Origin of the sequence: Marinifilum sp. N1E240 (genome assembly GCF_009295825.1) — a bacterium.
Lineage (GTDB): Bacteria > Bacteroidota > Bacteroidia > Bacteroidales > Marinifilaceae > Marinifilum_A > Marinifilum_A sediminis.
The window spans coordinates 354,565-379,830 of the sequence record NZ_WHKF01000001.1; the positions used below are offsets into that span (position 1 = coordinate 354,565).

The window sequence follows — 25,266 nt, forward strand, 5'->3', positions numbered from 1 at the left end:
ATTGAAAATAAACTCATTATAAAAATAACAAACTCGAAGTATTAAATTAAAACAAAAAATCTGCAAATCATAATGATCTGCAGATTTTTTTTAAAGTATTTTATATTGTTTCTTAGTTTGTCTTGAAATCATATTTCACGGTAGACAATTCATGGTTGGCTTTAACGATTTTTTCCTTTAAACCTTCTTTAAAATCAATAACCGCTTTTTGTAATTCTTCATCACCAACAGCTAACATTTGAGCTGCAAGAATACCTGCATTCATTGCTCCGTTAATTCCAACTGTTGCAACAGGAATTCCAGGAGGCATTTGTGCAATACTCAATAATGCATCCATTCCATCAAGTGATGCATTAATAGGCACTCCAATTACAGGAATTGAAGTCATGGCTGCAATTACGCCTGGTAGGTGTGCTGCCATACCCGCTCCGGCAATAATAGCTTGGATTCCGTTATCTTTTGCGTTTTTCGCAAATTTTTCAACTTCCGCAGGAGTTCTGTGTGCAGATAATGCATTGATTTCAAATGGAATTTTAAAATCATTAAGCACTTTGGCTGCTTTCTCCATCACTGGCAGATCGGATGTACTGCCCATAATAATACTAACTTTCGCTTTCATGTGGTTTTATTCGTGGATTTAATAAATAAAATGACAAAAAATTGTACTTTTGCAGCAAAATCAGGAATTGTTTTAACTCCAAATTGTGAACTTGCATTAGTCGCTTCTTTTGAAGCGTAAAATTGAAAAAAAAATATGTATGTTGCACATTGGAATTGAAACATTTTTTTATTTCCTGATGAATATGGAATAAAATTACGAACACGATAGTTTAGGGCATTGCCTTAATCGCCCGATAATTCAGGGATTTTCTGAAAGGGGAGATCGGACAACTAAGACAAATTTACAACCAATGAAAACAGTAAAACTTCTGGATCGAGAGTTTAGAGTATCAATTCCTGCAGAGAAAATTGATAAGGTGATTACCCAAATGGCGGAGAAAATGAATGAAGATTTGAAAGGGAAAGATCCTTTGTTTATCTGCATCCTTAACGGGTCGTTCATGTTTGCTTCAGATTTAATGAAGCAAATTACAGTTGAGAATTCGCAAATTACCTTTATGCGATTATCTTCTTATGAAGGTGGAATGCAGACAACAGGTAAGGTGAAGAAATTAATGGGATTTACCGAGGATTTAAATGATCGTACAGTAGTCTTGTTGGAAGATATTGTTGATACTGGAATTACAATTTCGAATACTCTTGAGCAAATTCAAGATTACAATGCAAAAGAAGTTTTAGTAGCAACAATGTTATTTAAACCTGATGCTTTAATTCGTGACGTAAAGATAGATTACGTAGGTATGGATATTCCTAACGATTTTATTGTTGGTAGAGGTTTGGATTATGATGGAATTGGAAGAAACCTTCCAGATATTTATACTGTAATTGAATAAAGAATGTTGAATATTGTTTTGTTTGGACCTCCGGGCTCAGGTAAAGGAACCCAATCTAAATTAATTCAGGAAAAATTTGATTTAATTCATTTATCAACTGGTGATGTTTGTCGAGAGGAAATTAAACAAGCTACTCCTGAAGGATTAGAGGCAAAGAGGTTGATCGATGGGGGGAATTTTTTTCCGGATAAATTGGCGTATCGTATTGTTGAGAAATTTCTTGATAGTAATAGTCAGGCAAGAGGTTTTGTTTATGATGGTATGCCAAGACATGAAGGTCAAATTCCAGTGTTTTCGGATATGCTAGCCAAACGAAATGGTATTGTTGATATAGTGGTTGAACTGAAGGTTGAAGAGGAAGAATTGATTCAGCGTCTTCTGAAAAGAGGAGAAACTTCGGGAAGACCAGATGATAGTGGACGTGAAGTAATTGAAAAGCGTTTGCGAATATATGATGATGTTACTGCACCAATTGCGGTAGAATATAAAAAAATGGGAGTTTATCATTCTGTTGATGCCATGGGAACAACAGAGGAAGTTTTGGAACGTATTTCAATTTTGGTAGAATCTCAATTATCAGTAAAATCTGCATACGCAGAAATACAATAGAATAGAAAAATTATGTCGGGGTCTAACTTTGTTGATTACGTAAAAATATTTTGTCGCTCCGGAGCCGGAGGAAATGGTTCTACTCACCTTCATCGTGATAAGTTAACGATGAAAGGAGGACCTGATGGTGGAGATGGTGGACGTGGAGGACACATTATTATTCGTGCGAACTCTCAATTGTGGACCTTAATTCATTTGAAGTTTAGTCGTCACATTTTTGGTGGAGATGGTGGTTCTGGTAGTCAGAGTCGCAGTACTGGTCGAGATGGAGAGGATGAGGTAATTGAGGTTCCATTAGGAACGGTTGCTCGTGATGCTGAGACCGGAGAAGTTATTTTTGATGTAACGGAAGATGGTGAGGAAAAGATTCTTGTAAAAGGTGGTCGTGGAGGTCTAGGAAACTGGAATTTCCGTTCATCTACCAATCAAACTCCGCGCTATGCACAATCGGGTGGCGAAAGAGTTGAAAGATCGGTTATTTTGGAATTAAAGGTGTTGGCTGATGTTGGTTTGGTTGGATTCCCAAGTGTGGGAAAATCAACATTACTTTCAGTAGTTTCGGCTGCAAAACCAAAAATCGCAGAATATCATTTTACAACTTTGGTTCCAAACCTTGGAATTGTAGCATATCGTGACGATCGTTCTTTTGTAATGGCAGATATACCTGGTATTATCGAAGGAGCTCACGAAGGTCGTGGATTAGGTTTGCGATTCTTACGTCATATTGAACGAAATTCAGTTTTACTATTTATGGTGGCTGCAGATAGTGATGATATTCATAAGGAGTACAAAGTTCTTCTGAATGAGTTAAAGCAGTTTAATCCGGAATTGCTGGATAAGCAAAGATTACTTGCTATTACAAAATCAGATATGTTGGATGAGGAGCTAATGGATGAAATAAAAGAAGATTTACCTGAAATTCCATTCGTGTTTATATCATCTGTAGCACAAAAAGGGATGATGGAATTGAAAGATATGGTTTGGAAAGCAATCAATCAATAAAAAAATAATAGTCAATGGAAACCCTAATTCAACTGGATAAAGAACTTTTAATTTGGCTGAACAGCCACAATACGCCATTTTGGGATGTTGTAATGATGTTTTTTACCCGCAAAGAGTTTTGGATTCCATTGTATCTTTTATTGCTTTATCAGATATATAAATTTAAGGGTAAAGAAGCTGTGTGGTGGATTCTAGGAGCTTTTCTATTAGTATTCCTATGCGATCAGATATCTACTCAGCTTTTCAAAAATGTATTCGAAAGATTTCGACCAAGTCGTGATCCATCCTTAAAGGGTATGATAAACCTGGTTAGCGGCTACACAGGAGGGAGGTTTGGCTTTGTATCATCTCATGCAACCAATTCCTTCGGTTTTGCTTTATTTACCTCTTTACTCTTCAAAAATAGATTATACACATTCTTTGTGTTTTCATGGTCCTTGTTGGTGGTGTACACGAGGATTTATTTAGGGGTGCATTTTCCTGGTGATATTATTGGTGGAATGCTTCTAGGTTTACTACTGGGATTTGGTGTTTATAGATTAACCCAATGGTGGACAATTAAAAGAGGATTTGCTCAGGTAAAGCTTGGACGAAGAGTAAAAGGAATTGATTATTCTACAGTTTGGCTTATAATTGGAGTAGCTTCCATCGAAATAATAACCATATGTCTTTTGGTTAAAAAACTACTTAAATATGGATTGTTCTAATTCTTATTATCTCACAATATTTCTCGTAAAATCTGTCAATTTAGTATATTAATGTTAAGTATATTGCTGTGATTTTCTAAAAATATATATACTTTCTTATTTGGAATCATTTTGGATCACTAGAGTTAATTCGATTGATTTTTAATGAAATAAGAATTATTGAGCTGTCCTCTTAGTGCTTATTCTTAGTGCGTTTTAACAGCCTGTTGATAAACAACTTTCTAAGGAATCGTTCTTTTAGCTATATTTGTAAAAACGCGATTTTTCATGACTGCAAAATATTCTGAAGACTCAATACGTACATTAGATTGGAAAGAACACATTCGTAAACGTCCCGGTATGTATATCGGTAAGCTTGGCGATGGATCTTCTCATGATGATGGTATTTATATTCTAATAAAAGAGGTAATTGATAACTCTATTGATGAGTTTGCCATGGGAATTGGTAAATCAATAGAGGTAAGTATTGCCGATAGAAAAGTAACGGTGCGCGACTATGGTCGTGGTATTCCCTTGGGTAAAGTAATTGATGTTACTTCCAAAATGAATACCGGAGCAAAATACGATTCAAAAGCCTTTAAAAAATCAGTTGGTTTAAATGGAGTTGGTATAAAAGCGGTAAATGCTTTATCTGATGAATTTATTATAGAATCATTTCGCGATGGAGAGGTGAAGAAAGCACAGTTTTGCAGAGGGGCTTTAATTCATGAGGAGGATATTCAGGCAAGTGAAGAAAAAAATGGTGTAAAGATTACTTTTCATCCCGATGAAGAGCTGTTTTCGAATTACAGGTTTATTTCAGAGTACATTGAAACGATGCTGAAAAACTATGTGTATTTGAATGCAGGTCTTTCAATCTATTTCAATGGTCAGCGATTTTTATCCAAAAATGGATTGCTTGATTTATTGAATGAGAATATGAACTCTGAACCTTTGTACAATATTGTACACATGAAAGGGGAAGACATTGAGGTTGCTCTAACACACGGACGCCAGTATGGAGAGGAATACTACTCGTTTGTAAATGGACAGCATACTACGCAGGGTGGAACTCATTTAGCTGCCTTCAGAGAAGCTTTAGTAAAAGCCATTCGCGATTTCTACAAAAAAGATTTCGATACTTCTGATATAAGAACGTCAATTATTGCTGCAATTAGCGTAAAAGTGGAAGAGCCAGTTTTCGAATCGCAAACCAAAACCAAATTGGGTTCTAAGGATATTGGACCTAAAGGTCCTTCGGTTCGTAACTTTATTATGGATTTTGTTACTTCAAATTTGGATAACTATCTACATAAAAATCCAGATGTTGCAGAAATCCTTCACAAGAAAATATTAGAATCAGAAAAAGAGCGTAAAGCCATTTCCGGGATTAAGAAAATAGCAAAAGAGAGAGCGAAAAAAGCAAGTTTACACAATCGTAAGCTTCGCGATTGTCGTGTTCACTTTAACTCCAAACATGAGCAGAAATCGGAAACATCGATATTTATTACCGAGGGAGATTCTGCGAGTGGTTCAATCACAAAATCAAGAAATGTAAACACACAAGCTGTATTTAGTTTGAAAGGTAAACCGTTAAATACTTATGGCTTAACCAAGAAAATTGTTTACGAAAACGAAGAGTTTAATTTGCTTCAGGCAGCTTTGAATATAGAGGATGGCATGGAAGGTTTGCGTTACAATAATGTGATTATCGCAACGGATGCCGATGTGGATGGTATGCACATTCGCTTATTATTAATTACCTTCTTCCTTCAATTCTTTCCTGATATTGTGAGAAGTGGACATTTGTATATTTTGCAAACTCCTTTATTTAGAGTAAGAAATAAACGCAAAACAATATATTGCTACTCCGAAGAGGAGAGAGAAAAAGCAATGAAAAGATTGGGAGCCAAACCTGAAATTACTCGCTTTAAAGGTTTGGGAGAGATATCGCCAGATGAGTTTAAGAACTTTATCGGAAAAGATATTCGATTGGATCCTGTTGTGATGAAAAAAGATGATTCTGTTTCAGGAATGTTGGAATTTTACATGGGTAAAAATACACCAAACAGACAAGAATTTATCATCAAGAATTTGCATGTTGAAAAGGATGAGGTGTAAACGCATTTAAAGAATGTAAATTTAGAAGTAAAGCGAATTCCCATTGGCTTAGACCAAGAACTCTAACAATTAAACCCTAATTTCTCTATGAGCGAAGAGACAGAAGATATGGAAACACCAGAGGAAATGGAAAATGAGGTAAATGGTGCGCAATCCGAAGCGATGCGCAATGTTACCTATCTTTCTGGTATGTATCAGGATTGGTTTCTTGATTATGCATCTTATGTAATTTTGGAACGTGCGGTTCCCTATGTGAATGATGGATTAAAACCTGTTCAGCGTAGAATATTGCACGCCATGAAACAGCTTGATGATGGCAGATACAATAAAGTTGCTAATATTATTGGTAATACAATGCAGTATCACCCTCATGGAGATGCCTCTATTGGCGATGCACTTGTACAATTAGGACAAAAAGATTTGTTAATTGATACTCAAGGAAACTGGGGAAATATACTAACGGGTGACTCTTCGGCTGCACCTCGTTACATTGAAGCGAGATTGTCGAAGTTTGCTTTAGAGGTTCTTTTTAATCCAAAAACTACAAATTGGAAACAATCTTATGATGGTAGAAACCGTGAACCAATTACACTTCCGGTAAAGTTTCCTTTGCTTTTAGCTCAGGGAGTAGAAGGAATTGCAGTAGGTTTAGCATCTAAAATTTTGCCTCATAACTTTATTGAATTGATTCAAGCTTGTATTTCCTATTTAAAAGGAGATGAGTTCGAATTGTATCCTGACTTTCCAACTGCAGGAATGATTGAAGTAAGCCGTTATAATGATGGATTAAGAGGAGGAGCAGTTAAGGTTCGAGCAAAAATTGAAAAGGTTGACAATAAAACCTTAAAAATTACTCAGATTCCTTATGGGAAGACTACCACTTCGGTTATTGATTCGATTATTAAGGCAAACGATAAGAGTAAAATCAAGATTAAAAAAATTGATGACAATACTGCTGCTGATGTAGAAATTTTAATTCATTTGGCAACCGGAATTTCATCCGATAAAACAATTGATGCCTTATATGCATTTACAGATTGTGAAATTTCAATTTCTCCAAATGCATGTATAATTGAAAATGATACGCCAAAGTTTATTGGAATTGCTGAAATTTTAAGGCGTTCTGCGGATAATACAGTTGCTTTGCTTAAGCTTGAACTTGAGATTCGAAAGAGTGAGTTGGAAGATGCCTGGCATTATGCATCGCTAGAACGAATTTTTATCGAAAATAGAATTTATCGTGACATTGAGGAGTGTGAGACTTGGGAATCGGTATTGAAAACTATTGATGATGGTTTAAAGCCGCATACCAAACATTTAATGCGCGCCGTTACACAGGATGATATTGTTCGTTTAACGGAGATCAAAATCAAGAGAATTTCTAAATTTGATATTGATAAGGCAAAAGATTTCATTCAGTCTATCGAAGATGAAATTGAGGAAATCAATGTTCATATTGCCAATATTATTCCATTTACCATTCGATATTTCCAGGCAATTAAGAAAAAGTATGGTAAGGGAAGAGAGCGTAAAACGGAAATTAGAAGTTTCGAAAATATTGTAGCAACAAAAGTTGTTGTCGCAAATCAAAAATTATATATCAATCGCGAAGATGGTTTCATGGGAACTGGTCTTAAAAAGGACGAGTATGTTTGCGATTGTTCGGATATTGATGACATTATTTTAATCCGAAAAGATGGAACTTACTTTGTAACTAAAGTTTCAGAGAAGTCATTTATTGGAAAAAATATCTTGCATATAGCAGTATTTCGTAAGAACGATAAACGAACCATTTACAATGTTGCTTATCGCGATGGAAAAGGAGGAATTTGTTATATCAAAAGATTCTCTGTGACAAGTATTACTCGTGATAAGGAATACAATTTAACCAAAGGAACTACAGGTTCTAGAATCTTATATTTTAGTGCCAATCCAAATGGAGAAGCAGAAATAATTAGAGTAGTTCTTAAGCCTAAGCCGCGTTTAAAGAAGTTAAATTTTGAATTCGATTTTGCTGAATTGGCGGTAAAAGGAAGAGCTTCCATGGGAAATATTCTTTCGAGAAATGATGTGCATAAAATCACTTTAAAGCATGAAGGAGTTTCTACTCTTGGAGGTCGAAAAATTTGGTTTGACCCAGATGTTTTAAGATTGAATACCGATCAAAGAGGAGATTTCCTTGGCGAATTCATGGGTGATGATAGAATTTTGGTGATTCGTAGAGCAGCAACTTTCCATTTTACTGGATTCGATTTAAGTAATCATTACTCTGATACAATAAGTATCATTGAGAAATATGATGCTGAGAAAGTTTGGACAGCTGTGTTCTACGATGCCGATCAGGAATATTATTACTTGAAGCGTTTTACAATGGAGGGCAACGGTAAACCTGTTGGATTTATTGGAGAGAATGCAGAAAATAAATTAATGATCTTAACCGACGAACAGTATCCACGTTTTGAAATTTCGTTTGGTGGTAAAAACGATGATAGACCTGATGAGGTGATCGAAGGTGCTGAATTTATAGGTGTGAAATCGTTTAAGGCTAGAGGTAAAAGATTAAGTATTTACGAAATTGATAGGATTAAAGAAATTGATCCCCTTCCACGAGAAAATGAGATTACTAAACAGGAGGATTCAGAAACTCAATTAGAAGTTGTTGAGGCAAAGGGAGATGATAATCAGAAGAATTAAAATATAATCGGGACAGGTGCTTATTGTACCTGTTTTTATTTGATAACTATTATGCGAATATTTTTGGTAGGATATATGGGCTGCGGGAAGTCACGCTGGGGTAAAATGATCGCGGATTACTATGCTTATAATTTTGTTGATTTGGATAGTTTGATTGAAGAAAGAGAAAACTTATCTATTCCAGAGATATTTGCCAAATTTAATGAAAGTGGTTTTCGTAAACGTGAAAATGAAGCTTTATATTCCATTTCTGATTTAGAAAACACAATAATTTCCACTGGTGGAGGTGCGCCCTGTTTTAATAATAATATGGAGATAATGAACTCTTTGGGTGCCACATTATATATCGAAGCCTCACCAGAGTTGTTGAGAGAGAGAATTACTGAATCGAAAACGGAACGACCATTGGTTAAGAATTTGTCTCAAGATGATTTGTTAGAGTATATCAAGAGACATCTTCAGAACAGATTGCCTTTTTATCATCAGGCAAAACACAAAATTGTTTCGGGCAATTTGGAATTATCCGATTTTATCAAATTGCTTGAGCCGATTATAAATACTGCAAATCGGTAATAGAAAATTCTTCCAGGCTGTTAAGTGTTTTATCAGCAATAATAAATTTATCCAGATTTGTTGCTTCTTGTTCTGGAATAGCAATACATTTCATATTAGCTGCTAAAGCGGATATAACACCATTTAAAGAATCTTCAAAAACAAGGCAATCATTGGGTTTTACATTTAGCATTTTTGCTGCTGAGATAAAGGTTTGAGGATGGGGCTTGCCATATTCTTCAAATTCTGCAGAGTGAACAACTTCAAAATAAGATTTGATAGCAAGTTTATCTAATACAGCCTCAATTATTCTAAGCTTTGATGAAGATGCAAGTCCTATTTTATAGGATGATTTTTGGAATGAATTTAAAGTATCAAGTACCCCCGGAATGGCTTCTCCTTTTTCTCTAACCAATTCAATTACATTATCAACAATTTCAATAACGACTTGTTCTTTCGATTTTCCATTCCATTGCTGCATTTCCCACATCACATCAACAACTTCATCAATTCTTTTCCCCATGAATTTTTCGAACATTGCCTTATTGGTCTTAATACCAAGAGAATTGAATACTTTGGTTTCACTTTCTTGCCAAAAAGGTTCTGAGTTAATCAACAATCCATCCATATCGAAAATAACAGCTTTTATCATCCTTGTATATTTTAATAAGCCCCAAATTTACTTCTTTTCGCTATTGTTGTATTTTTATCAACTCTTATCAAATTGTTAATAATTGTTAAATCTAGAATAGCCGAAGTATAAAGGTCTCGAATTTTTTAAATTTGTTAAGAACCAAAGATATTATTTGTTTATGGATATTGTTGTTGAGCATTTGACTAAAAGATATGGTCCACAAAAGGCTGTAGATAATGTGTCTTTTCGCGTTAAGGCAGGTGAAGTTTTAGGCTTTTTGGGTCCTAATGGCGCAGGAAAAACAACTACAATGAAAGCTATTGCTTGTTATATTATACCTGAGGAAGGTGATATAAAGGTTGGTGGTTATTCAATTCATGAGCATCCGGGTACAATTAAGAAAAACATTGGTTATTTACCTGAAAACAATCCTTTGTATGATGATATGAATATCATTGATTTTTTGGAGTTTATAGCTAAGATTCACGATGTTCCGAAATATTTGATACCTGAAAGAATATTGGATATGATTCGAACTTGTGGATTGGAAGGAGAGAAGCATAAGTTAATCAGTGAATTATCAAAAGGTTATCAGCAAAGAGTTGGTTTGGCTCAGGCATTAATTCATGACCCTGAAATTTTAATTTTAGATGAGCCTACAACAGGATTAGATCCCAATCAGATTGTAGAAATTCGTGAGTTGATAAAAAGAATTGGAAAAGAGAAAACGGTAATATTGAGTTCTCATATACTTGCTGAAGTTGAAGCAACTTGCGATAGAATTTTAATCATTAATAATGGAAGAATTGTTGTTGATGGAACAGCGGAGGAACTGAGAAAACAAGCTGCAGGTAATGAGATCTTAAAGTTAGGTGTTCAAGGTGGTGATGTGAATGAAATTTTTGAATGTCTTGTCAATATCGAAACGATTGAAACAGTCGATTTTATTGATGCTGATAAGCAAATATTCGAAATACAATCAATTGCTGACACTTCTTCGGTAAAGGCAATATTCGACGCTTGTGTACAAAACAATTACTATATTTCAGAATTAACACCAAACGAAACTAAATTGGAAGATATTTTCCGAGAATTAACTCTTCATTAAATAAGTATGAAGCAAATCTTACATATCGCTACTCGCGAACTGAATACATTTTTTGATTCACTCACGGCTTATGTTTTAATAGTAATCTTTTTAGGATTCAGTGGTTTTTTTACCTGGGTTTATGGTGCCGATGTATTTTTTGTTGGGCAGGCTAATTTGAATACTTTTTTCACAGTTGCATATTGGAGTCTTTTTATCTTTATTCCAGCTTTAACCATGAAATCAATCGCCGGAGAGTTAACAGAAGGCACTCTGGAGTTATTGTTAACCAAGCCAGTTAGCGATTGGCAATTGATATTGGGAAAATTTCTTTCTACCTTACTTTTAATAGTAATCGCCTTAGCTCCAACTGTTGTTTATTACTTTACACTTTGGTCTATTGGTCCTGTCGATCATTCTGCTATTCTGCTAGGTTATGTTGGTTTACTTCTAATGAGTATGGTTTATATTAGCATTGGATTGCTAACAAGTTGTTTGTTTTCGAATCCTATTGTTGCATCATTGTCAGGTTTATCTATAGGGATATTTTTTCATATAATATTTGATGTTTTAGCTGCTAATTTTGTTGGTTTTACTGGCAATTTATTCAGCTATATCAGCCTTTCAACACATTTCGAATCCATTACACGTGGTGTGGTGGATACCAAGGATATTATCTATTTTTTATCAATTGTATTTTTCTGTTTGTACACTTCTAAACAGATATTGTCTAATCGAAATCTGCATGTTTAATTCGTAAGTGTTATGGTGAAAAGGAAAAATATAATATATAGTATTCTAACTCTTGCAGGATTTATCATTATTCTGAATTCATTATCTTCAATGTTCTTTTTGCGTGCAGATTTTACTGAAGATAAGAGATATACACTGGATCGTTCAACGAAACGAATTCTGCAAGAAGTTGATGAATCTATCATTATCACGTTATACATTTCGGATGATCTTCCTCCTGATGTAAATAGATCTGTTCAGGATCTTAAGAATTTACTAACGGAATACAATCATTATAGTAAACGAAAAATAGATTTTGAATACATTAATCCAAACAATAATGAAGAACTGGAACAAGAAGCCATCGATGCTGGTATTCATCCGGTTCCCTTAGAAATTCGTGAAAAAGATCAACTGAAAGTACAGAGAGTTTTTCTAGGTATGGTAATTCAGGTTGGTGATCAGTTTGAGGCAATACCATTGATTAAACCAGGTATTGCTATGGAATATACCTTGTCTACACTTATAAAACGATTAACAATAGTTGATAAACCTCAGATTGGCTACATTATGGGACATGGAGAGCCCGCATTAGCTGCTGTGGAACAGGTTATAAATGAGCTTACTATCCTATACGACATTAAGCCAATCCACCTTTTATCTGAACCGGATTTAAATCAATATAAATCTTTAATATTATTGGGACCAACCGGTACAATTTCAAGTACTCAATTAGGTCGACTCGACTCTTATTTAGCACAAGGTGGTAGTTTGATGATTGCTATGGAACGAGTAAATGGAATGCTTAACGATGGTATTGGAGTTAGTGTAAATACTGGTTTAGAAAGATGGTTGGAAAAAAGAGGATTGTACGTTGAAGACTCATTTATTGTAGATAAACAGTGTGGTACGGTTACCGTTCAACAGCAAGGATTTTTCTCTTTTCCTAAGCAGGTAAATTTCCCTTTTCTTCCTGTGGTATCTCATTTCGAGAACCATAGTATTACAGATGGAATTGAAACTATGATTATGCAATTTGCGAGTCCGATTACTTATATTGGAGATACTATATTAGAATACCAGCCATTAGCATATACTTCTAAAATTTCAGGTAAATTAAAAGCTCCAATTAGTTTTAATATTGGACGATCGTGGAGAACTCAAGATTTTCTTTATCCAGATTTAACATTGGCAGCAACTCTAAAAGGTTCAATGGGAGGAGAAAAGGAAGCCAAAATCTGTTTGGTGGGCGATGGTAATTTTATTGTAAATGGTGTTGGACAAAATAAAATTCCCATTCAAAAAGACAATATCAATTTTTTTGCAAATGCAGTTGATTGGTTATCTGATGATTCCGGTTTAATGAGTTTAAGAACTAAAGGTGTGAATTCCAGACCAATTAATAAGTTATCTGATGGGAAGGTATTCTTAATTAAATATTTTAATTTCTTAATCCCGGTAATATTATTAATTGTTTATGGTTTAATACGATTTAGACAACGAAGTATTAAGAGAGCAAAAAGAATGCGACCAGGCTTTATAAAGTAAACAAATATAGGAAGTTGTTCCCGACTTCCGGTTTCCCGGGGAGGGGTATACCGGAAGCTTATTAGCATATCAATGAATCGGGGAACAAATAAAAACAACAAAAGTTGATTTTTATTTATCGAAAGCAATTTAATTATATTCAAACGACATATCAAAAAAAAATATGGATATACACTATTGTAAATAGTATTATGTCGGTAAGTTGTAGATAATTAACAGATAAGAGATTTATATTCGGTTTAATTTAAAAAGCTTATAAATAAAAAGGAATTGGAATGTGAATAAAACGAACATTCTTGTTAATAATTCACACAAAAAAAGCGAAGATTACTCTTCGCTTTTTTTTATTGTATTTTTTTGATTTTAGCTTTTGGGTTTAATCTTTAGCTTTTGTCCAACCTTTAAATTTTTAGCATTTGTAATGTTGTTCATTTTCATGATATCGTAATTTGAAATACCTGGAAATTTTTTAGCTATTGTCCAAAAATTATCTCCCCTTCGTACGGTATAATATACGTACGACCCATCATATTTAACTGCACTTGGTTTGCTTACCGATTTTTTTGGAGTACTTGTTGTTTTACCTAAGGTTGCCTGCTTTTGAGTATAGCTCATGCTATTAAAATCTTTATAAAAAGCTGCTTTATTTTTAGGAACGTAAACAACCAATTTTTGACCTACTTTTATTAAGTTTCGTCTAACGTTATTCCAATATCTAAGGTCTGATGTTCGCACATGAAACCACGATGCAATTAGTCCAACAGCATCGCCCGGCTTTACTTTATAATATACCTTAGCTTTATTTTTAGGTGTAACATGTACAAATTTCTGATATCTGTCTCGTGGATTTACAACCTTATCTTTCTGACTGAAGTAGAAATCCTTCTTATATGCAAAAATAGAATCTTGTAGGTCGATGAATTTTGATGTGTATTCCAATGGTATTTTTAAAGCATACGCTTTTTTACCTCCAGGAATAATATCTGCTCGGTACTGAGGATTTAAATCTCTTAATTGTCCTTTAGGTATGTTGATTACATTTGAAACTTGATCAAAATGCAGAGTTTCATCAATCATTAATGTATCGCAAGCAATTGGTAAGCTCGAAGGTTTTGGAAATAATTGATGCTCTTTGTGATAATTAAAAGTATAAATAGCGGCTATAAAAGCAGGAACATATCCTCTTGTTTCACGGGGTAATCGATAATAAATATCCCAATAATTTCTTTTTCCACCACTACGACGTATGGCTTTGTTTACATTACCCGGACCACAATTGTAGGCAGCAATAACCAAATGCCAATTGCCATATACTTTATACATATCTTTAAGATACTTAACTGCGGCATAACTAGCTTTTACAGGATCTCTTCTTTCATCAACAAATGAATTGATATCCAATTTATACATCCTGCCAGTACCGTACATAAATTGCCACAAACCACTCGCTCCAGCTCTTGAAAGCGCTTTTGGATTTAAAGCAGATTCAATTATTGGTAAATATTTTAATTCTTGAGGTAAACCTTCTTTATCTAGAATTTCTTCGAAAATAGGGAAGTAGTATTCCGACATTCCCATCATCATTTCAACTTGAGATCTTCTTTTTTCAGAATACAACTGGATGTAATTTTTAACAATCTTGTTGTAAGATAAATCAATTAGCGATGGAATTTGTCCTAACCTTTCAATATAAATCGAATCGGATAATTTTTCAGGAGTGTATGAACTACTTTTTGTGTATTCGTTGGTTTTAATGGAGTTTTTCACATACCATAAATGAACCAAGCTATCCAAATTGTTCGAAAAACTAGTATTGATAACATCATCTAAATCTGTTCGAACATCAACTATATTTAATTTAAGAAAAGCTAGCGTATCGATATCTTTTGTAGGAAGAATAGTTTCAACTTCGGTAACAAGAGTATCAATTTCAGATAAAGTATTATCGGCAATTATTTCTGGTTCTGTGCTATTTTGTTCTTGCGATACAGGTTTAATTGTACTGCACGCAAATGCTGTTCCCAATAAAATGCAGGGGATTAAAAATCTCTTTCTTCTCATTTCTCTCTCTCGTCTTAAAATGTAATTTGACATCTAAAACCAAGCGAATTGCCTGATAATGCTGAATAGCTAACAGCAGGCTCAACTCTAATGGTTAAGTTATCGTTTACGTTAAAATTGGTAAAATGTGCATCAATTGCTGCATCAATGATATTTAATACGTAAACTCCTGCTAAAATGATATAGCTAAGATCCCGATCTTGTTTGTATGAATCTTTTTTATTTTTCAATTGTGTTTTAAACCAACTGTCGAAACTTGAGCTTGAATTTTCAAAATCAAATCCATCGGTATAAAGATCCTCATATCTTTTTGTAGAAGGTTCATCAATTGGAGTTTCCAAGTCAGGATCTTGATATTTAAAATCGTAATAATTGGAAAAATCTTTGAACCCATTTTTGTATCTCTTGAAATTTTTCGTGTTCCAATTAATTGCGTAAATGGTAGCACCAATTCCAGCGTAAAGAATTGGAATTTTCCAGTATTTTTTATTGTAAGCCTGACCTAATCCGGGCAAAATAACCGAATACATGGTAGCCTTATGAGGTGAATGAATTTTAACATTCGACTCAACAACTTGCACTGTGTCAGCGGTAAATTGCTGTGCTTCTACCTTCAAAATGCTAGTGAAAAGCATAGCAAGAAATACGACTCCTGTTATCAGGAGTGGGCGTAAATTATTCAATTTGAAACTTTTTAATTGTTCAACTATCTTACGAATTCATTTGATCCATAACCGCTAAAATGCGTTCAAGATCATCATCTGATTTAAAAGGAATAATAATTTTTCCTTTACCATTATTGGTACGCTTAAGATCAACTTTCGTTTTAAAATGTTGCGATAAGTGATCTTTTAATGATTCATATTCTTTCGGAAGATTGATTTTAGAGGCTGGTTTTTTCTCCTCTTTGGCACCATTATTAAGGGAGCGAACCAATTCTTCTACTTTTCGAACAGAGAAATCATTTTCAACAGTCAATTGGAAAATGTCCAATTGCGATTTTGGGTCATCAACATTTACCAATGCTCTTGCGTGCCCCATTAGTAGTCTTTTCTCACGAATTCCTTTTTGGATTTCGGCAGGTAGTCTTAGTAGTCGTAAATAGTTGGATATGGTTGAGCGTTTTTTACCAACGCGATCAGATAAACTTTCTTGTGTTAATTTACATTCATCAATTAACCTTTGATACGAAATGGCAACTTCAATAGAATCAAGATCTTCACGCTGAATATTTTCTACCAATGCTAATTCAAGCATTTTATCATCTTCAGCCATGCGAATATATACAGGAACTTTGGTAAGTCCAGCAATTTTTGCAGCTCTGTATCTTCTTTCCCCGGCAATAAGCTGGTAAGAGTTGTTGTTAATTTTACGAACAGTAATTGGTTGAACGATACCCAGTTCCTTAATAGATTGAGCAAGTTCATTTAAAGCCTCTTCATCAAACTTTGTTCTAGGTTGATATGGGTTAGCTTCAATTTTAGAAATTTCAATTTCGTTACTTAAGCTTCTCTCAGGGTTTTTTGCCTGAACTTCTTCAACATCATCAATTAGTGCTCCTAAACCTCTTCCTAATGCGCTTTTTTTTGCCATGGTACTCCTTCAGAATTATTTATTATTCGCTAATAATTTTTTCTTTATTGCTCGATTTGGTCATATCGTTATTTTGCAATAATTCACGTGCCAAATTTAGGTAATTAATTGCTCCAACTGAGTCTGCATCGTAAAGAATTGCAGGTTTCCCATAACTAGGAGCTTCACCAAGTTTAGTATTTCTTTGAATTATTGTTTCAAAAACCATATCCTGGAAATGCTTACGAACTTCACTTACTACCTGATTCGATAATCTTAAACGACTATCATACATGGTTAAAAGGAAACCTTCAATTTCCAATTCTGTATTTAAACGGTTCTGTATGATTTTAATTGTATTTAAAAGTTTTCCTAACCCTTCCAATGCAAAATATTCACATTGAACTGGAATAATTACAGAATCAGCAGCTGTAAGTGCATTAACAGTTATTAAACCGAGAGATGGAGAACAATCAATTAAAATGAAATCGTAATCAGATCTAACTTTTTCCAATACATTTAGAAGAATCTTTTCACGATTGGCAAGGTTTAACATTTCAATCTCGGCACCGACCAAGTCGATATGAGATGGAATAATATCAAATCCTTCAATTTCACTATTTAGAACAGCTTCTTTAGGATCAATACCATCAACAATACATTCGTAAATACTTTTGTCGATAGTGCGAACATCAAAACCAATTCCTGATGTCGAATTTGCTTGTGGATCTGCATCAATGATCAATACCTTATACTCCAACACAGCAAGACTCGAAGCCAGATTGATAGCAGAGGTAGTTTTTCCAACCCCTCCTTTTTGGTTCGCTAGAGCAATAATTTTAGCCATAAACAATTCGTATTACAAGGATTAAATTAAATTAATTGATGTTTTCAAAGATACACTTTTAAGCGACATTTAAAATTTTGAGACATTCTAAAATAGTAACAAGTATCAGAGAATTATCAACATATATTTAGTAAAATTCAAACATTCCTTTAAAAACAAATAGACTTGAGGTCAATCTTGTTCATAATGAAGATGTGAATTTGTTTAATTTTAGTTTGATGAGAATATTTTTATACTCTCACTTAACAATTGATCCTTATCAATTGGCACAACTACAGGTATTTCGCATACAATGCCACCTGCTAAATTCGAAATTGCAGCAACTTCTTTTGCTTGCATTCCAGCAGCAAGACAAAGTGTAGCCACACTAATTACTGTATCACCAGCACCCGAAACATCTGCAATTTCTCTAACTACAGCAGGAATGTGTTCATAAGTATTCTCATTGCTGATAAAAACACCTAGCTCAGATAGAGTTATTAACAATTTATTAATACCCATTTCGTTTTGAAACTTTTTAGCTTCAGCGAATAAACCTTCAATATTTCCTTTTTCCAGATCTAGATTTGATCCTTCAACAAATTCTTTAAAGTTTGGCTTAAACAGACTAACATTTTTATAGTCTTTGTAATGGCGTTTTTTCGGGTCTACTAGTATTGGTATCTCTTTTTGATTTGCCAAGTTAGTTATATCCTCTATTAATTTTTTGGTGATAACACCTTTATCGTAATCTTCAAAAACAACAGCATGAATGGTATGTTTATCCATCAAACTTTTGATGTGTTCTATGAATTCCAATTCAATTTCATCAGCTAGTTCATGAGTGTCTTCTTCATCTACTCGAATCAGATGTTGATTATCGCTAATGAATCTTGTTTTTACAGTGGTTCTGCGATGATCACTCGTCACAATACCAGATTGCTCGTGCTGAATTTCAGTTAAAAGATTCAGAAAATCTTTTCCTTTTTCATCATTTCCAATAACGGAACAAAGAATTGGGTTAGCACCCATTGATTTGATATTAAGGGCAACATTTGCAGCACCGCCCAGCCTGTTTTCTCTGTTAACACATGAAACAATTGGCACTGGAGCCTCTGGTGAAATTCGTTCAACCTTGCCCCAAACGTAGGCATCGACCATAACGTCGCCAATAATTAGCACGTTAAAATTGGAAAAACTTTCGAAGGTTTTTTCTAATTCAATTTTGTTCACTATCAATTGATTTTTGAATTGCTGTCAGCAAAGATAAACAAATCTGCCTTTTCATGAATTTTTAGTGTTTTCCTTATGCATTTTTAACATTTATATGGAATCAACTTACATAGGATCAACATCAAAATTAATTTGAATGGCCTTAAATCTGTCAATTTCTTTTATAAAATTAGCTTGTTGATTCAATATCCATTTTGCTTTTGCAGGAGAACTCTTCTTTTCAATTTTAAGTAAAATGTTCACAATGTAATTGTTTTGAATACGATTTATAACTGGTGCCTGAGGACCAAAAACACGCACTCCAAATATTTTTTTTAATGATTTGGCTAAATATTCAGCAGCTTCATTTACCAAATGCTGCTGTTTGTGTTTCATACCTATATTAATTAATCGATAATAGGGCGGATATATATATTCTTGTCTTTCCAGTAGTTGAGAAGAGTACATTTCTTGATAATTGTTCTTAACCACACTTTGAATGATAGGATGATCGGGTGCGTAGGTTTGAATTAAGACTTTTCCACGTTTCTTTTTTCGACCGGCTCGACCTGATACCTGTGCCATCATTTGGAAGCTTCGTTCATAAGCTCTAAAGTCAGGATAATTCATCATTGAATCCGCATTTAGAATACCTACCAAACTAACATTGTCGAAATCCAAGCCTTTTGAAACCATTTGTGTTCCTACCAAAATATCCAATTCATGATTTTCAAACTGGTAAATCAGTTTTTCGTAGGCACGTTTTTTTCTTGTGGTATCCAAATCCATTCGGGCAATTCTTGCATCCGGAAAAAAAGCAGATAATTCCTCTTCAATTTTTTCGGTACCAAAACCTCTATCTTCAATATCGGTTGATCCACAATGATTGCAATTTACCGGAGGATGTGTACCATGTCCACAATAGTGACAAGTAAGTTGATTGTTGTGCCGATGGTAAGTGAGACTAACAGAACAATTGGGACAATTTGGTACCCAACCACAAGATTTACATTCCAAATAAGGTGCATATCCACGTCGATTCTGAAATAAAATTACCTGTTCTTTATTTTCCATACAGGTTTCCATCATTTTAATCAAATCAGGAGAAAAGATGGATTTCATCTGTTTTTTTCTACGTGCTTCCTTTATATCCGAAACGATAATTTCCGGCATTTCAAGATCTTGATGACGTTGAAATAATTCCACCAATCCATATTTTCCTTTCTGTGCGTTAAAATAGGTTTCAACGGCGGGAGTTGCTGTTCCTAAAAGAGTTTTTGCTTGGTGTAGATGTGCCAGATATAATGCGGCATCACGAGCATGATAACGTGGTGATGGATCGAATTGTTTGTAAGTATTTTCGTGCTCTTCATCTACAATGATAAGTCCTAAATTATTAAATGGTAGAAAAATAGAAGAACGAACTCCGAGAATTATCTGGTAGGATCTTTCAGAATTATTCTCAAGAATGTTGTTATATATTTCTACTCGTTCAGCATCGTTAAATTTAGAATGATAAACACCTACTTTGTTTCCGAAAACCGATTTCAATCGATTAATAATTTGAGTAGTAAGCGCAATTTCGGGTAAAAGATAAAGAACTTGTTTGCCTTTTTTTATTTGCTCTTCAATTAGATGAATGTAAATTTCTGTTTTTCCGCTTGAAGTTACTCCGTGCAATAAAACACAATTTTGATTTTCGAAATGAGTTCGTATTTCACCAATTGCTTTTTCTTGATATTGGTTTAATATTTTTAATTCAGAAGATGATATTTCGGAATGATCAAGTCGATCAACTTTTTCAAAATAGATTTTTAGAATGTTCTTTTCTATCAAACTTTTTAAAATGGTACGTGAACAATCTATCGATTTTAACAATTCTAGAACGCTAACTTTTTGTGGGGTTTCTTCAAAAAAGTGCTTTGATAGATTTAAATAAGAGTATAATAATTCCTGTTGTTTCTTGGCTCGTTTTAATTTGTTAAGGATTTCACCCATTTCATCTTCCTGGAAATCCGAATTTAAACAGACAAACTCCTGTTTTTTTTCCTTGTATCCAGCTGAGATTTGTTCATCAATCGAAACAGCACCTTTTTCGAGAAGTGATTTAACTTGTGGTAAAGTATTTTTTAATCCAACAGCTTGATTTAAGCTGGAGATACTTACATCTTTCGAATGAGTTAAAACATTTAAAATTTGCTCTTCGGTCTTATTTAAGATTGAATCTGTATTGAAATCAGAGTTAATCGAAATTTTAGTTTGGCTCTCAAGTTTTAAGCCAGAAGGAACAGCAGCTTTGTAAACATCACCTAAAACTGCCTGATAATATTGCGATATCCAATCCCAAAATTTCAATTGATAGCCATTGATAACATGAGAACTGTCGAGACAGGATAGGATATCTTTTACTTTGTAATCGGAAGGTTCGTTGTTGTGAAGTTTTCTGACAATTGCTGTATACAGCTTTTTATTGCCCAAAGGAACAACTACCCTTTTTCCAATGGCCACATCTGTTTTTAACTCTTCCGGAATGGAATAAGTGAAAAGTCCGGCCAAAGGAAGTGGCAGTATAACATCTGCAAAATTTGAATTGTTGTTCATTAGAGAGGCATTTTCCTCAAAGTTATCAGTTCTGACTGAAATCCCAAGAAGGAATCTCAATCAGAAGAAAATATCATGAACAAGAATGTTGCAGAATGTAAAATTAGATAGAAAGGATCTCGTTGATGTACAGATAAGTATCCTTTACTTTCTTTTTATTTTTAATGGTTTTGTTAAAAGGAACATGTGATACTTCACCGTGAACCATACCTACCATTATACTTTTTTGATCATCAAGCAATGCTTCAACAGCAGCAACACCTAATGTAGATGCTGTTACACGATCGAAAGCAGACGGAGAACCACCACGTTGCATGTGCCCTAGTATCGATACTCGAATATCATATTCAGGATGTTCTTTCTCGATTTCTTTTGCAATTGTATATGCTCCACCAGATTTATCACCTTCGGCAACAATTACAATACCACTCGATTTGTGTTCTTTGTATCCTTTTTCAAGATAAGCTTGCAATTCGGCTGCATGAGTTTCTTTTTCAGGAATCATAATAGCCTCAGCACCGGTAGCAATACCACTACGAAGAGCAATAAATCCAGCATCACGTCCCATCACTTCAATAAAGAATAAACGGTTGTGAGCGCTTGCAGTATCGCGAATCTTATCAACTGCATCAATAACAGTATTGATAGCTGTATCGTACCCAATTGTGTAATCAGTACCATACAAATCGTTGTCAATAGTTCCAGGGATTCCAACAACAGGAATATCGTGCTCCTGAGTAAAGATACGTGCACCAGAAAAAGTACCATCTCCACCAATCACAACCAAAGCATCCATTTTATTTGCGACCATTTGATCGTAAGCTTTTTGTCTCCCTTCTACGGTTCTAAACTCGTCGCTTCTTGCTGAACAAAGAATAGTTCCTCCTTTACCAATGATATTACTTACATCGTGAGATTTCATTTTTTTGAAATCACCACTGATTAAACCTTCGTAACCTTGTTTGATACCGAATACCTCCAACTTATTGAAGATAGCAGTACGAACAACCGCACGAATTGCTGCATTCATTCCAGGAGCATCGCCCCCTGATGTAAGCACACCTATTTTTTTAATTCTTGACATGCTAATAATTATTTTATTTTCAAGTTTGATTTTTTCAACAACGTCATTCATTAACCATCCTGGAGTCGAAGTTGCACCACTAACACCAACAGATTTACCTCTATCGAACCACTCCGACTTAATTTCGTCAGGACCGGTAATGAAATAACTATTCGGGTTTGCATTTTTACAAACATCGAACAAAAGTTTACCATTTGAACTCTTCTGACCACTTACAAACACCATAACATCGTGTTTGGTTGCAAAATCTTTAATCAAAGGCACACGATTGGCAACCTTTCGGCAAATTGTATCATGCGATTTAAATGAAGCTTTTACCGTTTTTTTTAATTGTTCGGTAACCAATTTAAATCCTTCAATGGTTTTTGTGGTTTGTGAAAATAAGATTACTGGTAAATCAAGATTAACTGATTTTAAATCTTTTAACGTTTCAACCACTATGGCATTTCCATCGGTTTGTCCAACCAGACCATTTACTTCGGCATGTCCTTTTTTGCCGTATATTACAATTTGTCCGTTCGATTTTTTTATCTCGCGGTAAGCTTTTTTTATTCTTTTTTGAAGATTTAATACAACCGGACAAGTAGCATCGATAATTTCAATTTTATTGTCCTTTGCTGTTTTGTACGATGAAGGTGGTTCGCCATGTGCGCGAAACAAAACCTTTTTTGCTTTTACAGCATTAAATTCTTCATGATCGATTGATTGTAAACCCAAACTTTGCAGGCGATCAACCTCGGTACTGTTGTGAACAATGTCACCAATACAATAGAGTTGCTCTTCTTTTGTAAGTGATTCTTCTGCTTTGTTTATTGCATTAACAACACCAAAACAAAAACCGGCATTTGGATCAATTTCAATCTTCATTATTTAATCTCATTCATTCTTTCTACAATCCAATCCAACTGCTCTGCTGGAGTAAGATTGCTATTGTTAAGAACTATTGCATCATCGGCTTTGCGTAATGGACTTTCATCACGATTTTCGTCGATGTAATCTCTTTTCTGAACATTTTCACGAATTGCATCTAAGGAAACATCTTCTCCTTTTTCTTTCAATTCTTTGAAACGTCGAATGGCTCTTACTTCTACATCAGCAGTCATGAAAATTTTCAATTCAGCATTAGGGAAAACTACAGTTCCAATATCTCTACCGTCCATGATTACTCCACCAGCTTTGCTCAATTCACGTTGAAAAGCAACCATTTTCTCACGTACAAATTTGATTGTAGCAATCAAACTTACATTGTTCGAAACGTCAAGACTTCTGATTTCATCTTCAACCAATTCTCCGTTAAGATAGGTTTCGTGACGTTGTTTTTCATTGTTGTATTTAAACGAAATGCTTACCTGATCGATATGATGAGCCAATTTGTTTTCATCTACAACATCGGAAGAAATCAAATTGTTGCGCATTGCAAATAAAGTTACAACGCGGTACATTGCACCACTATCAATATAGGTGTAATTTATTTTTTTTGCCAAATCTTTGGCGACTGTGCTTTTTCCGCATGACGAATGACCGTCAATTGCTATAATTAGTTTCTTTTCAGATATATCCATTCTATTTATTGCTCGAAATTTTTGTGCAATTGCGTACAAAAGTAAAAAGAAAATCGATCAAAAAGTTAGAAAAAGCTTTAAAAATGATGGGGTTTTGAGTGAGTACTTCTTAGTAAACGATTGCGCTGCGGTTTTTTTGACGAAAAATTATCGAAAATTAAAATTGCTTAGTCTAGTACTAATAGAAAAATGATTGCTTGCACCTGCCAAATGATATTTTGCAGAAGCATAACTGATATGAAATCGTGAAACCTTAAATCCAAATCCCCATGAAAATCCAACTGTTGATTTTTTATCATCTATGCTGAGTTCTTTTCTGCGTTGAAAATTATATCCAAGTCGAACGGAGACATTTTTTGTAGGTAAAAATTCTACACCCAAAATTAAATGTTTCGAAGCTTTATCAGCAAAATCATCGGATGAAGAAGAATTGGAAATTGTATTGTCAGTATTATCCAAATCTGAATCGTAACTCATGTCAAATTCTTCGAGATGACGATAAGTGACAGCAAAGCGAAAGGGTGCGTGTTGTAACTTGGTACTGAAGCCAAGAAGAACTTCATTTGGTAAATCTTCTCGATGCGATCCGTAATATGGTTTTATCTGATATCCAAAATTTCTGGCAAGTAGTGCTGCTCTGAATAATTTATCGGAACTATCGTAAATGATGGAAAGATCGGTAGCCAAGCCAAAGGAATTGTACTTTTCGAGAGAAGAATAAATGGGTTTAAGAGTTATACCTACTCTAATTTTATCGCTAATTTGTCTTGCGTAACTTATAAAAAGGGCATAATCCGAAGCTTTAAAATCACCTGTGATTTCGCCCAATTGATCTGCTTCGGTAAATTTTCCATAGTTTACGTAGTGCATTCCTATAGCAAAAGTCCCAATATTCTTAAAATACTTGTTGTACGAAGCATATCCATAATTGATATCAGCAATATAACTCACGTAATTTAAAGCCACCTGTTGATCTAAATCGGAACTTAGTGCTGCAGGATTGTAGAAGGCGTAATCTGCCTCAACATTTCCCAATGCAATTTGATAGCCACCCAATGCTGCAACTCTTGCCGAACTTCCCAAATTCAGAAACTCATAAATATTCTCACCTCCCGATTGAGCACGGGAAATAAGAGAGCTAAATAGAATCAGGCAAAGTAAAACTGAGAGTTTATTCATTAGATTGGTTCAAATTATGAATCATAAAGATAAAAATCCGATTTGAAAAC

21 protein-coding genes are annotated in these 25,266 nt (G+C 34.4%); 10 read left to right on the plus strand and 11 right to left on the minus strand.

All coding sequences use genetic code 11. The annotated features are described in order from the left end of the window. Nucleotides 1–112 precede the first annotated feature (112 nt). Entirely contained in the window at nt 113–619 is a 507-nt protein-coding gene (purE, locus tag GCQ56_RS01470; RefSeq protein ID WP_152732619.1) for a 5-(carboxyamino)imidazole ribonucleotide mutase, read from the minus strand. A gap of 292 nt (nt 620–911) precedes the next feature. On the opposite strand from purE, the gene hpt reads away from it, so the two are divergent. The 7 genes from hpt to GCQ56_RS01505 all read left to right on the plus strand — a co-directional run bounded on the left by hpt (nt 912) and on the right by GCQ56_RS01505 (nt 9,139). Then, a complete protein-coding gene (gene hpt / locus GCQ56_RS01475) occupies nt 912–1,454 on the plus strand; it encodes a hypoxanthine phosphoribosyltransferase (protein ID WP_152732620.1) in 543 nt (180 codons plus the stop codon). A gap of 3 nt (nt 1,455–1,457) precedes the next feature. Beyond that, nucleotides 1,458–2,063: an adenylate kinase gene (locus GCQ56_RS01480; RefSeq protein ID WP_152732621.1), complete on the plus strand. Its 606-nt coding sequence runs from the start codon at nt 1,458–1,460 to the stop codon at nt 2,061–2,063. 12 nt (nt 2,064–2,075) lie between these two features. Further along, a complete protein-coding gene (obgE, locus tag GCQ56_RS01485) occupies nt 2,076–3,065 on the plus strand; it encodes a GTPase ObgE (protein WP_152732622.1) in 990 nt (329 codons plus the stop codon). 14 nt (nt 3,066–3,079) lie between these two features. Continuing rightward, entirely contained in the window at nt 3,080–3,772 is a 693-nt protein-coding gene (locus tag GCQ56_RS01490) for a phosphatase PAP2 family protein (protein WP_152732623.1), read from the plus strand. 267 nt (nt 3,773–4,039) lie between these two features. Continuing rightward, nucleotides 4,040–5,872 carry a DNA topoisomerase IV subunit B gene (locus GCQ56_RS01495; protein WP_152732624.1) on the plus strand — a complete coding sequence of 611 codons (1,833 nt, stop codon included), beginning with the start codon at nt 4,040–4,042 and terminating at the stop codon, nt 5,870–5,872. A gap of 87 nt (nt 5,873–5,959) precedes the next feature. Continuing rightward, entirely contained in the window at nt 5,960–8,566 is a 2,607-nt protein-coding gene (locus GCQ56_RS01500; RefSeq protein ID WP_152732625.1) for a DNA gyrase/topoisomerase IV subunit A, read from the plus strand. Nucleotides 8,567–8,617: 51 nt separating this feature from the next. Further along, nucleotides 8,618–9,139, plus strand: a complete 522-nt coding sequence (locus GCQ56_RS01505; protein WP_152732626.1) for a shikimate kinase — start codon at nt 8,618–8,620, stop codon at nt 9,137–9,139. On the opposite strand, the gene hxpB is transcribed toward GCQ56_RS01505, so the two are convergent. After that, nucleotides 9,117–9,770: a hexitol phosphatase HxpB gene (gene hxpB / locus GCQ56_RS01510; RefSeq protein ID WP_152732627.1), complete on the minus strand. Its 654-nt coding sequence runs from the start codon at nt 9,768–9,770 to the stop codon at nt 9,117–9,119. The two genes, GCQ56_RS01505 and hxpB, sit on opposite strands and share 23 nt — an antisense overlap. Nucleotides 9,771–9,930: 160 nt before the next feature. Here hxpB and GCQ56_RS01515 point away from each other — a divergent pair, with 160 nt between their 5' ends. The 3 genes from GCQ56_RS01515 to GCQ56_RS01525 are packed head-to-tail and all read left to right on the plus strand — an operon-like array spanning nt 9,931 to nt 13,119. Next, entirely contained in the window at nt 9,931–10,860 is a 930-nt protein-coding gene (locus GCQ56_RS01515; RefSeq protein WP_152732628.1) for an ATP-binding cassette domain-containing protein, read from the plus strand. A 6-nt stretch (nt 10,861–10,866) separates the two neighbouring features. Next, on the plus strand, nt 10,867–11,592 hold the full coding sequence (locus GCQ56_RS01520) for an ABC transporter permease subunit (protein ID WP_152732629.1): 726 nt from the start codon (nt 10,867–10,869) through the stop codon (nt 11,590–11,592). Between the two features lie 12 nt (nt 11,593–11,604). After that, entirely contained in the window at nt 11,605–13,119 is a 1,515-nt protein-coding gene (locus GCQ56_RS01525) for a Gldg family protein (RefSeq protein WP_152732630.1), read from the plus strand. 363 nt (nt 13,120–13,482) lie between these two features. On the opposite strand, the gene GCQ56_RS01530 is transcribed toward GCQ56_RS01525, so the two are convergent. From GCQ56_RS01530 to porQ, 9 genes are all read right to left on the minus strand, one after another. Beyond that, nucleotides 13,483–15,180, minus strand: coding sequence for a lytic transglycosylase domain-containing protein (locus GCQ56_RS01530; protein ID WP_152732631.1), 1,698 nt, complete (start codon nt 15,178–15,180; stop codon nt 13,483–13,485). A 14-nt stretch (nt 15,181–15,194) separates the two neighbouring features. Continuing rightward, on the minus strand, nt 15,195–15,863 hold the full coding sequence (locus GCQ56_RS01535) for a DUF5683 domain-containing protein (protein ID WP_152732632.1): 669 nt from the start codon (nt 15,861–15,863) through the stop codon (nt 15,195–15,197). A 28-nt stretch (nt 15,864–15,891) separates the two neighbouring features. Beyond that, a complete protein-coding gene (locus tag GCQ56_RS01540; RefSeq protein WP_152732633.1) occupies nt 15,892–16,773 on the minus strand; it encodes a ParB/RepB/Spo0J family partition protein in 882 nt (293 codons plus the stop codon). 22 nt (nt 16,774–16,795) lie between these two features. Beyond that, nucleotides 16,796–17,599 (minus strand): ParA family protein, encoded by an 804-nt coding sequence (locus GCQ56_RS01545; protein WP_152732634.1) that lies wholly within the window; start codon nt 17,597–17,599, stop codon nt 16,796–16,798. A gap of 210 nt (nt 17,600–17,809) precedes the next feature. After that, on the minus strand, nt 17,810–18,811 hold the full coding sequence (locus tag GCQ56_RS01550) for a bifunctional heptose 7-phosphate kinase/heptose 1-phosphate adenyltransferase (RefSeq protein ID WP_299993029.1): 1,002 nt from the start codon (nt 18,809–18,811) through the stop codon (nt 17,810–17,812). Nucleotides 18,812–18,916: 105 nt separating this feature from the next. Beyond that, nucleotides 18,917–21,391 (minus strand): primosomal protein N', encoded by a 2,475-nt coding sequence (priA, locus tag GCQ56_RS01555; RefSeq protein WP_152732635.1) that lies wholly within the window; start codon nt 21,389–21,391, stop codon nt 18,917–18,919. A 103-nt stretch (nt 21,392–21,494) separates the two neighbouring features. Then, nucleotides 21,495–23,342, minus strand: a complete 1,848-nt coding sequence (gene pfkA, locus GCQ56_RS20605; RefSeq protein WP_152732636.1) for a 6-phosphofructokinase — start codon at nt 23,340–23,342, stop codon at nt 21,495–21,497. Continuing rightward, the gene (gene cmk / locus GCQ56_RS01565) at nt 23,342–24,037 is read right to left on the minus strand and encodes a (d)CMP kinase (RefSeq protein ID WP_152732637.1); all 696 of its coding nucleotides are present in this window, start codon (nt 24,035–24,037) and stop codon (nt 23,342–23,344) included. Before cmk ends, pfkA begins: the two co-directional genes overlap by 1 nt. Before the next feature lie 147 nt (nt 24,038–24,184). Beyond that, entirely contained in the window at nt 24,185–25,216 is a 1,032-nt protein-coding gene (gene porQ, locus GCQ56_RS01570; RefSeq protein ID WP_152732638.1) for a type IX secretion system protein PorQ, read from the minus strand. Between the last annotated feature and the right edge of the window lie 50 nt (nt 25,217–25,266).

Bases quoted from the DNA above. Each gene is read 5' to 3' on its own strand.
- purE (WP_152732619.1), bottom strand. From the start codon at position 619: ATGAAAGCGAAAGTTAGTATTATTATGGGCAGTACATCCGATCTGCCA.
- hpt (WP_152732620.1), top strand. From the start codon at position 912: ATGAAAACAGTAAAACTTCTGGATCGAGAGTTTAGAGTATCAATTCCT.
- GCQ56_RS01480 (WP_152732621.1), top strand. From the start codon at position 1,458: ATGTTGAATATTGTTTTGTTTGGACCTCCGGGCTCAGGTAAAGGAACC.
- obgE (WP_152732622.1), top strand. From the start codon at position 2,076: ATGTCGGGGTCTAACTTTGTTGATTACGTAAAAATATTTTGTCGCTCC.
- GCQ56_RS01490 (WP_152732623.1), top strand. From the start codon at position 3,080: ATGGAAACCCTAATTCAACTGGATAAAGAACTTTTAATTTGGCTGAAC.
- GCQ56_RS01495 (WP_152732624.1), top strand. From the start codon at position 4,040: ATGACTGCAAAATATTCTGAAGACTCAATACGTACATTAGATTGGAAA.
- GCQ56_RS01500 (WP_152732625.1), top strand. From the start codon at position 5,960: ATGAGCGAAGAGACAGAAGATATGGAAACACCAGAGGAAATGGAAAAT.
- GCQ56_RS01505 (WP_152732626.1), top strand. From the start codon at position 8,618: ATGCGAATATTTTTGGTAGGATATATGGGCTGCGGGAAGTCACGCTGG.
- hxpB (WP_152732627.1), bottom strand. From the start codon at position 9,770: ATGATAAAAGCTGTTATTTTCGATATGGATGGATTGTTGATTAACTCA.
- GCQ56_RS01515 (WP_152732628.1), top strand. From the start codon at position 9,931: ATGGATATTGTTGTTGAGCATTTGACTAAAAGATATGGTCCACAAAAG.
- GCQ56_RS01520 (WP_152732629.1), top strand. From the start codon at position 10,867: ATGAAGCAAATCTTACATATCGCTACTCGCGAACTGAATACATTTTTT.
- GCQ56_RS01525 (WP_152732630.1), top strand. From the start codon at position 11,605: ATGGTGAAAAGGAAAAATATAATATATAGTATTCTAACTCTTGCAGGA.
- GCQ56_RS01530 (WP_152732631.1), bottom strand. From the start codon at position 15,180: ATGAGAAGAAAGAGATTTTTAATCCCCTGCATTTTATTGGGAACAGCA.
- GCQ56_RS01540 (WP_152732633.1), bottom strand. From the start codon at position 16,773: ATGGCAAAAAAAAGCGCATTAGGAAGAGGTTTAGGAGCACTAATTGAT.
- GCQ56_RS01545 (WP_152732634.1), bottom strand. From the start codon at position 17,599: ATGGCTAAAATTATTGCTCTAGCGAACCAAAAAGGAGGGGTTGGAAAA.
- priA (WP_152732635.1), bottom strand. From the start codon at position 21,391: ATGAACAACAATTCAAATTTTGCAGATGTTATACTGCCACTTCCTTTG.
- pfkA (WP_152732636.1), bottom strand. From the start codon at position 23,342: ATGAAGATTGAAATTGATCCAAATGCCGGTTTTTGTTTTGGTGTTGTT.
- cmk (WP_152732637.1), bottom strand. From the start codon at position 24,037: ATGGATATATCTGAAAAGAAACTAATTATAGCAATTGACGGTCATTCG.
- porQ (WP_152732638.1), bottom strand. From the start codon at position 25,216: ATGAATAAACTCTCAGTTTTACTTTGCCTGATTCTATTTAGCTCTCTT.